The sequence below is a fragment of the Kocuria sp. ZOR0020 genome, from assembly GCF_000800955.1.
GTDB lineage: Bacteria > Actinomycetota > Actinomycetes > Actinomycetales > Micrococcaceae > Kocuria > Kocuria subflava.
The window spans coordinates 1-2,055 of sequence record NZ_JROX01000125.1 but is presented as its reverse complement, the minus strand read 5'-3'; the positions used below and the strand labels follow the sequence as shown (position 1 = coordinate 2,055).

At 65.6% G+C, this 2,055-nt stretch carries 3 protein-coding genes; 1 reads left to right on the top strand and 2 read right to left on the bottom strand.

Annotation, left to right across the window (positions count from 1 at the left end):
* The first annotated feature begins 354 nt into the window (after window positions 1-354).
* Window positions 355-894, top strand: coding sequence for a TetR/AcrR family transcriptional regulator (locus L979_RS08025; protein ID WP_047691354.1), 540 nt, complete (start codon window positions 355-357; stop codon window positions 892-894).
* A gap of 24 nt (window positions 895-918) precedes the next feature.
* Here L979_RS08025 and L979_RS08020 read toward each other — a convergent pair whose 3' ends face one another.
* Complete coding sequence (locus L979_RS08020) at window positions 919-1,182, bottom strand: exodeoxyribonuclease VII small subunit (protein ID WP_047691352.1); 264 nt, start codon at window positions 1,180-1,182, stop codon at window positions 919-921.
* Between the two features lie 110 nt (window positions 1,183-1,292).
* On the bottom strand, window positions 1,293-2,055 hold a 763-nt coding region (gene xseA / locus L979_RS08015), incomplete at its 5' end, for an exodeoxyribonuclease VII large subunit (protein WP_047691349.1).

Genomic DNA, 2,055 nt, shown 5'->3' with positions numbered 1-2,055 from the left:
AATGTCCGGCAGGGCAAAACTCAGTGCGGTGGTGGTCACGGAGACGGTGAGCACCGGGAACATCAGGGCTGCCAGGGCCAACCACGGATGGATCTTGCGCGGCTGCTCAGGCTGCGCGGTGGGCACCGTGCGTGACTGCTGGGTGCCGGTGGATGCTGCGGACATGAATACCTCCCCACGGGTGACAAAGGGTGATGCGCCGTCAAGGCGCCAATACTGTACCGACCAGACGGTACAGTTTGGGGGGATGTAAGGCAATGGCGGGAGGTTGTGCCGTTGGCCACCACCGTGGCCCGCTGCGCCCCGTATGCTCAAAGTCGGCCCCGACCCCCAGTGGAAACAAGGAGTTCACCCGTGGCACGCAAACCCGTGGCCCGCGATCGCGCGCTGGAAGCCTTCCAGGCGATCCTGGTGGACGACGGCGAACGCGCCGCCACCCTGGAGGCCGTTGCCGCCAGGGCGGGGGTCTCCAAGGGTGGGTTGCTCTACCACTTCGCCAGCCGTCAGGAACTGGTCCACGCCATGCTGGAACACATGAAAACCTTGGGGGACGAAGACTGCAGATCCATGGCGGAATCCTCCGAAGGTGCCGCCCGGCAGTTCCTCCGCAACTCCGTGTGGGCCGGATCGGAGATCGACCTGGCCATCGTGGCCGTCTCCCGCCTGGCCCAAGGTCGTGAGGACGCCGCACGGGAAGCCCTGCAGGACCTCAAGGCCCGCTGGTACGACCTCCTGCTGGCTGACCTGGGGGAGCCCGCTGTGGCCAATGCTGTTCTGCACATGGGCGACGGGCTCTACTACAACGCCAGCATCGGATGGGTCCCGGCCAACCAGAGCGAAAGCCGGGTCATCCTGGACCAACTGCTGGAGGTTCTGGAGCGGCTGCGGCCCTGACTCCAGGGGTGGCTCAGGGGGGCGTCAGCCCTGGTCTTCGGCTTCTTCGCGGCGCTCGCGTGCTGCTTCCAAGCGCTCGCGGGCACCGTCGAGCCATTGCTCACACCGGTTGGCCAAGGCTTCGCCACGCTCCCACAGGGCCAGGGATTCTTCCAGGGCGGTGCCGCCTGCCTCCAGCTTGGCCACGGTGCGCACCAGTTCCTCGCGTGCTTCCTCGTAGCCCATCTTCTGGATGTCGGAGAGGTCCGGTCCGGTAGCGGGCTGGGTGGTGTCTTTCTTGGGGCTCATGGGTGGTGTTCCTGTCTGCGAATGTGTGCGTGCAACTGGCTGTTTGGGCACGTGGGCGTCTGGGTGGGCGCCTATCTGGCGCCGGAGCGGGGTGGGGTGGATGAATGGCGTCAGGTGGCGGAGTCACCCGGTTGGCGCTGGGATGTCTGGGTGACCGCTGCGGTGACCTCGCCGAGTGCCAGTCGGATGGCCAAGGTGTCCTGGACCTTGACCTGCGCTGAATCCTTGACCACTCCACCGTCTTGCGTCATGACCACGGCGTATCCGCGGGAAAGAGTTTCCTGGGGGGAGAGTGCACGCACGCGGTGCTTCATCTGGCGGATGGTCTCCTGTTCGCGTTCGCTACGGTGCAGCACGGTGCGCAGGGATCGTTCCCGGAGGCGGTCCACGTCCTCCTCCCGCACCAAGATCATGCCTTCCGGTTGATCCAACACGGGGCGGGAGCGGATGGAATCCAAAGCTGCTTGCTCACGGTCCAGGAACTGAATCACGGCCCGGTCCAACACCACACGAGCACGCGCCACGTTGGCTCGTTCCTCCACCAGGTCAGGGACCACCCGTTTGCCGGCGTCCGTGGGGGTGGAGGCGCGTAGATCTGCCACGTGATCCAGCAACGGTTGATCATTTTCGTGGCCGATGGCGGAGACCACCGGCGTCTGAGCAGCAGCCACGGCACGAATCAGGGATTCATCGCTGAAAGGCAGCAGGTCCTCAAAGGCGCCACCACCGCGGGCAATGATGATCACATCCACCCGGGGATCGGCGTCGAGCTCCTCAAGGGCACCGGTGACGCCGCGCACGGCGCTGGTTCCTTGGACGGCCACATTGCGGATTTCGAATTCGACGTCGGGCCACCGCAGCCGGGCGTTGCGG

Bases quoted from the DNA above. Each gene is read 5' to 3' on its own strand.
- L979_RS08020 (WP_047691352.1), bottom strand. From the start codon at position 1,182: ATGAGCCCCAAGAAAGACACCACCCAGCCCGCTACCGGACCGGACCTC.